Source organism: Candidatus Margulisiibacteriota bacterium, assembly GCA_028706105.1.
Taxonomy (GTDB): Bacteria; Margulisbacteria; Riflemargulisbacteria; order GWF2-35-9; family DYQY01; genus DYQY01.
In genome coordinates this window covers 1-7,948 of the sequence record JAQWCF010000080.1, presented here as the reverse complement: position 1 = coordinate 7,948, position 7,948 = coordinate 1, and the positions used below count along the sequence as shown (strand labels likewise).

Sequence of the window (7,948 nt, the reverse complement as noted above, 5' to 3'; positions counted from 1 at the left end):
TGTCTGCCTTTTGCTTAACCCTCAAATAGTTCTTAGCAAAAGCCATTAAATCAACGTCTCGTTTAGCTGAATGATCTTGCTGTTGTGACCTTCCTAAAAATGAATGGACTGGATTGAACATCATAGCTTTTATACCTAATGATTTTATAAATTCATAAATAACATCAATCTTGTCTTGGGAATATTCCGTAATAACAGATACAGTCGAAACATGAACTCCTCTTTTTACAAGCTCTCTCATATTTTTTATTATTTTCTCAAAAGCATCTGTTCCCTCCGTACGCTGAGTATCATTAATTTCCTTATTACCATCAAGAGAAACACTAACAACAATATTTTTTTCAACTATCCAATCAATAATATTTGGTGAGAACACACCGTTAGTTTGTAGTCTAATAATCCTCTTATCTGTTTTCTCATCAATATAGGCAACAATCTTCTTTATCTCTTCAATCATTAAAGTTGGCTCGCCACCACCATGAAACTCAACCTCTAAACCATACAAATCATCGCTATAAAGTTTGTTTAAATAATTAATTGCCTTGTCAGCATTTATCTCACCTGACGTACATAAGCCCTCGTTTTCACAACTGATATTCAACAAGTCACCCTCTCCTGCACTCAAATAACAGTACTTACACCGTAAATTGCATCTATCCGTCATGTGGAAACGTACTTTTTTAACAAATCCATTTACTCTCGCTATTTGCTCTATTGATTGCCTAAAAAACTGCTTTCCCTTTGGGACAAGAATACCAGCCTTAATAAAATGTTCACGATAAACATTGTCAAACTCCATTGGAGAAAGTGATTTAAAGTATCTTGTTGGAACACCAACAATCCTACCAATCAAAGCTAAGAAAAAATATAAACGATTATCGCGTTTATCAATAAAAAAAATATCCTTAATTGGCTCAGTTTCATTGGAATACTCGACAGGCAATTCTTCACTATATTTACCTAAACGCACTATCTCAATACCTGAATTCAACTTATTATACTTATTCAACAGACTGTCTACTATTTCCTGAGGGATATACTGTTTCTCCCATTTAGAAGTAATTCGTTTACCAATATCCTTAAAATACATCTCAGAAACAAAATCAGCCAGCGACTCTCGGCGAATATATTCAGGACTATTCTTTTGCATAGATAAAGACATGTTGTTCTGTAACAAAAGCCTATCAGTAAAATAATGTGCTAATTCATGCACACCCACAAACAAAATATCCTCAGACATTTTATCTAATTCAGGAACTGCTATGGCAAACCCTTTTCTATTAGAAAATCCAACTGACTTACCTCTTGAGTCTGTTAAAGAGTTAATAAGCCAAACATGCAAATCTCCTTTAAATTCAACATCTGTTACAAAAGACATAAACTTTAGTGCGTGAGTAAACTTTTCTAAATGTCTGTTTTTAAAAGCATTTAGCTCGTTAAAAACTATTTCTGTCTGCCAACCTTGTTTATATTTTTCATACTCTGCTTCCAAAAAAAGAAAAAAACTTTCACTAACTATCTGAAACTCATACTTAAGCAATTCCTTCTCTGGAAAAAGATCAAAATACTCCAACAAACTTTCCCACAATCCAAAAGTTGATTTAACCTCACCATAAAAAGGAAAATGCGATAAAACGGCAATGTTATTACTTAAATAAGTAAAAACATCCTTTGGAAAATTTAACTGAGTAGCATTAACATATTGCTCATTATATACAGAAGAGGGTTCATCAACCTCTAAATGAGCTAAAAGATGGTACCAGAAATTGGTAAAAATATCATAATGTAATTGTATCATTTTTCTATTGTAAAACGTCTAGCTTCAACAGGACAAGCTATTCTGATTTTTTAAATTACTTCTTTCGAGAAATAGATTTCAAATAAGACTTAAAGGCACTTCTCTTCGAATCAGCCATCTGAGTTGCAACTTCCTCATCTTTTTTCTTAGCAATCTGTTCATCATAATCTTCTTTTCTTCTCTCATATTCTGAATTTAATTCATCATTAACAATAGATACCATAATCCTTGCTAAAATAACTTCCATATAAATACTATTAAGCTCAATAATTGAATGTGCAGAAGAAAGGTTTGTTCCAATACTGACATTATTCCAACCTATATTACTTAAGAAATCATATAGTTGTCTTATTTCAGCATCTGTCATTGGTAAAACTGGAGGCAAAGCATTCGCATCTCCTGCTTGTAAAAAAGTTTCTAATGTTTGTCCAGCCGATACCTCCAAAGCTTTGAATTCTTCAAAGGTAAGACTTTGCATAGCTACTGTATTAATAGAAAACTTCCTATCTTCAATATCATTTTCAATTGATGAAATATCCATAATAAGAGACTCACCGCTTATTGAAACATTTGATAAAGCATCAACAAACGTACTGCTCAATCCTACTCCACTTCCACTCATATTATGAACCAACACCTCAACATTATTACCCTTAAATGAAGTTGCATTGCTACCTGCATGACTAAAAACAAAGTCTCCTAACACCAGAGTACGACTAAACTCATCCCGCATCGCTCTTTCCATTGTAGACCTAATATTATCCTTACCCTGTGAGCCACTATATTTCATAGAAGTCATTTTGGCCTTAACCGTCTCATACTGGGTAATATAATCGTTCGTTGTAGAGTAATTAAATTTGGAAAGATCCATTTTTGTAACAATATCTGCGCTTGCAGAATTAACAGCCAGTCTCCCTGCTGTCTCATACCACCCAACCCTATTAACCATCGAATAAGAATCAGCATTAGAAGCAATGTCTCCATCTTCTGAAACAAAAGCATTCTCAACAAATCTAGATTGAAACTCTGAACCAAGTATCAACGGATCAAAATTATCTTTCATATAAAACTCATTTTTAAATAATTCTTCTAAAGAGTTTTTGCCTTTGTTCGTATTATCACCTGCCCCAATCTGTAACATATCCGTTACCTGGGAAGCATAGTGATTAAACTTACCTAGTTGAACATCCACATATCCAATATTAGCCCTAGCTCTATCTCTTATCATCAGCAAAGCATCATAAACGGTAATAGCTTCAGAATTAACAGAGCCATCTCCATCAAAGTCGGAAAGATCTAAATGACCACTAGTACCAGCCGTAGTTGTAAAGTCTCTGGCATATTCTTCTACGATATTTTTATTATTTCCAGGCAAATATGAATAACCACCACCAGCTAAATCACCACCAATCCCATTTGCCCACGCTAAGTTATAAGAGTCTCCTCCATTATTTGCAATATTCCCAGATGTACAACTCGTAAAGCTGATGTCCGTACTGTGCGATTCACGAGTTGCTATTACCTCACCTTTATCATTTTTTATTGTTGGCGGATATACGCTATTAATATCTGTACTCGGCTCATTTAGACTTACCATTGTACCACTTACTGACATAGTACCAGCTTGATCCGTTAGCTCCTTCTTGCCATTATACTTATCCTTATCGTATGTTGCCGAATATGTTACCTTGTACTTTACGCTATAGTTAGATACAATCCCGCCAACTACATCCGATAAATCATCATCTATGGTTATCGCTGCTCCATTAGATGCAGTAAAGGCAGAACTTATAGCATCTGTGAATAACCCCCAATCAGCTTGCGCAGCAGCACTAAAAACACTATTCTTTTTTATCGCATTAGCATAATCAACACCATTAGAAGACACCCAATTTGCATTATCAGCAACCGACCATTTTTTCTCAAGGATATTAATTACATTATTAACCATATCCAAAGCCTCATAAGGGATAACTCCATCATCTTTAGTGAGGCTTGTTGGTAAATTTTCTTTTATCCCCAAAATATTACTTGGAATATTTAAAGTAACAAAAGTCCACAAATTGTTTAACTCAGCACCAGTAAAAGATCCATCCGATCCATCAACCCAATTAAAACCCTTTGCCTCATTACATTTTTTAACTTCTTTTACTGCACTTACAAAATCACGTGAAACAAACATTGATAGCAAGGTATCTTTAGTACTCACCTTAAGCTTTGAATTCGTTAAACCTAAGGCACTATATTCAATATTTTTAACTCCATTTAACCATGCTGAAAGTTCAGTGCCCAATAAGGCGTTATTTATAATATCAATAAGCGTATTTATCTGTGCTCTAGTAAACGTATACTCATTACCTTGTGCATCGGTATATCCTTCTCTTATTAATACCTCAAAAGAATTTAATCCTATCTTTGGATCTATGCCTTGAAGCACCATATATGTTGTTACATCATTTTCTGTTTTTTCTAAAATAATCCCTTCATTAATTAATATCTTCTTTAAAATATCTCTTTTTACAGAAGAGGTTGCATCATTATCAATGTCACTATCAGAGATAGAACTTGTAGCAAAACCATGCATCCAAGGTGGTATTGTATTGGAATCAGTAAAATCAAGATTAGAAAACTCATTGGTTGATACGCCTGCATTATTATCCCCTGTATCACTAAAATCTATTGCACTCATTCTCTCATATAAACTACCCACGAACACACCAATTTGTTTATAATCCTCATCTACTGCTCCAGCAACAATTTTACTGTAAAGCTCCCTCTTTTCCATGGCGATACCTTGCGAAGCATCAACCTCTGAAAAATTAAAATCTGAACCATTTATTATACCCTTAAAGGATTCCTTAATTGCACCCTTTCCATTATATCCATTTTCGCTACCACCAATAGACACAGTAAATAATGGCGACAATTTACTAAGAACCATATTTTCTATCAGCGTCATAGCATCTACAGTTTTTGTGGTTATTCGTCCTCCAGTTGAAGATAACAAATACCCACTATTATCAATAATACCCTTATCTGACAATTCTTGTTTAAGAACCTGCGTACAATAAACAGAAATAATATCTCGCAAACTACTTTCCTTAACACTTGCACCTGCTATTCTACCTTTCAAATAATTAGTTATTTTTGTACTTAAAACATCATAAGGACTTGTTAATACAGTAGAACTACTTTCCTCAACCATTGTCTTAATTTCATAATAAGATTCCCCATCTGCCTTCGTAGTAGAGGAAGAAGAATCGAAAATTCCAGCATGATACAATTGTTTAGCAATATTATCGTAGATGTTATCTGCTAACTTATCCATGCTACCAACTAATCCATTCTCAGTTACTGTCCCAGTCGCAATTAAACTCTTAACTGATTGAGCATATTCAGTTTTAGCAAACAAGTCAGAGCTTTGTAAGTATGCACGTTCGTCCTCTACTAAAGCTGTTGCAGATGCTTTGAGTGGATCAAGGAAATTGTATCTATAACCAAGCCCTCCATCAGTAACAGAACCTTCTGCCATCCCATAAAACTGCCCATTAAGATTAGTTAAAACAGACTTTGTAATAGGAGTAGCAGGCGCAACCGCAAGAACATTATATGTAACCTCGTAAAGCAACTTATCGGTGCCATATTTGACAACAGTTACAGACCAATCAGAAGCAATTGAAGGATCATATGTAGTTGGCAAAATTCCAGCAACTTTGAATGCTTTTTGAGCCGAAGCAACATCTGTTATCGAAACAGTATCAACTGATGATGTTGGCAATGGTGAGGGTAGTGGAATTTGTAATTGGTCACTTACAGTAACAACATTACCAGAATCATCACGGGTTAATGTACATATAGTACCTGTAGCTAAAACATCATACGCTTCAAGTGTATCGTCATCATTGCTATCTATCATTGCTTGAAAACAGATATCAGTAGCTAAACTCAAAGTTGAATCAAAAGAATGTGTACTTTCTAATTTGTTTATTTCGGTAAAAGATGTCGTGCCCTCAGGGAAAATAGCTATTAGGGCAGTTTGCTCAGCAGAAGTCATTTTTCCTCCACCTGTGATTGTTAATTTCCCCGTTGATGGCACATAAGTATATTTATCTATGTTTGCTTCTAAAAATGTATCTAACTTAGCTTTTCTATCTGGTGCAACAATAGATTTAGCCTTTAATGCTATTATCTTACCCTCATCTACCACAAAAATACCTTTTAATTTGCTCTCGTCTTCAGGTGTCATTTTTCCCTTAACGGTAAATTTCCCAGAAGCAGCATTATAACTATATTTAGTTTTATTATTGTTAAGAAAAGCAGTTAGCTCTGCAAATTTATCTTCACCTAAATAATTTGAGTTAGCTAATATAGCTGATGGATTTACTATATCCTCTTGTTTCTCCAACTGTGCTGAAGGTATCAGAAGCGTATATCCAGGGAATGTACTACCGGTAATAGCTATGTCTTTTTTAAATCCTACATCTATATATTCATCACCTATCTTAGCTAATCTAACAACTAAACCCTTTTTGACGCCTCCGTCCATATAAGTAAACTGTATATCATAATATGGGACACCATTAACAGTTACCTTCGCTAGCTGTGCAGTTTCAGCTGTAACACCTGCAGGTAAATTGGCATAATTATATATTGAGGGAAAATGATTACTTGGAAGCTCAACTCGCTGACTTGGGTTGTCATCTAAAAACTCAAACGCATCATATTCTTGGTTTCCTGCTTTACCTTTTGGGATAGCTTTATATCCATTTGGACTTACCAAATTAAAACTACTTACAGTCTGGGCCACACCATTAATAGTAAACGGGTCATAAAGCCTATTACTACTATCAACACTATACATCTGACCAGGGTCACCATAATAAACCCTTGCACCTTTAGCAAAATATAAATCAGACAACTTATCATCATCATTAATCTTTCCATCATCATTCATGTCTGTTGGAGAAGCAAACATAGTCATCATATAGAAATTATTCATTTTCTGCATTTCAGCTATCATACTGAAATACATTTTATCAACCATATTCGTCTCATATTGTGCCTGGCCTGAACCATCAACATAAGACTCACTATCAGGAGAATTCTTTTCATTTAAATATGGTGATTTTGCTGTAGTCCTAGCTATTCGCTCTGGATAATAACCCATATCAAGAATGCCTTTTTCATACAAATTGCTTGTAATTGTTTTACCGGTTTCATCTATTCCTGAATCAACATTTCGCACTGTTCCATATTGAATATAATGAAATTTATCTATCATATTAATATCATTAAAAATTCTTTCTTGATTATTTACATTGGAACTTAAGATAGAAAAAACGTCTGCAGAATTACTATTAACAGAAAAGGACATGTCAATAACTTTTTCCATGGTGGCTGAGGCATATGCATTGCCTTTAGCACTTACATTGCTTTTATAATTATTAAAATAATGCCTAGCTGTTTCAATTGTATTGTTAATTAAGGCATCTTTTTGCTCATCATCCACTTCTAAATTGCCATTAGTATCTTTCTTATAAATTATTGCACTTGATATATCCGATCTATTATTAAAATAATCTTGAATAAAACTACTATCTCCTGCCTTATCTTGAAGCAACAAAATACTCGCTGCTGTCTCATTTATTTTCGTAATAAAATTGTTCAAATCGTTCCATTTGTTAGCATAATCAGAGTTAGCATCAGAATTCATATAATATATCTTCTTACCTTCTACTGTTAAATAATCAGTACCATCTGGACTACTAACAGTTGCACCTGTTTTAATGGCCTTCCTCTCTGCCTCTGGAACTTTTTCTGCTAACCAATCCTTGGCTTCTTTAACAAGAGAAACTAGTTGTGCAAGTTGCGTCTCATTCAAGGTTTTACCATCCAAAACCATATTGCCTACGTTTGTTAAAGTGCTATTTAAATCCGAAATGCACCTGTTAGCATCTTTATCATCAAAATAAACATTAGAAATAACTAATTTAGGGATATCGCCTTTATTTTCTTTAAGCGCACGATTCATTGACTCTTGATATAACGTGTACATTGCTTCGTTGGTTAAATATTCCATTGAACGTTTATTTAACCAGTTTAGTTTTTCAATTTTCTTGTCAGTAGGGTCAGTAATATTTTGACCTACAT

Annotated in this window: 2 protein-coding genes; both read right to left on the bottom strand. The window is 34.2% G+C overall.

Going from position 1 to position 7,948, the window contains the following annotated elements; translation table 11 throughout:
• A partial coding sequence (locus PHF25_07855) for a radical SAM protein (protein ID MDD4527930.1) occupies positions 1 to 1,798 on the bottom strand: 1,798 nt, incomplete at its 3' end.
• A 55-nt stretch (positions 1,799 to 1,853) separates the two neighbouring features.
• Positions 1,854 to 7,877, bottom strand: coding sequence for a hypothetical protein (locus tag PHF25_07850; GenBank protein MDD4527929.1), 6,024 nt, complete (start codon positions 7,875 to 7,877; stop codon positions 1,854 to 1,856).
• Between the last annotated feature and the right edge of the window lie 71 nt (positions 7,878 to 7,948).

Bases quoted from the DNA above. Each gene is read 5' to 3' on its own strand.
- PHF25_07850 (MDD4527929.1), bottom strand. From the start codon at position 7,877: ATGGAATATTTAACCAACGAAGCAATGTACACGTTATATCAAGAGTCA.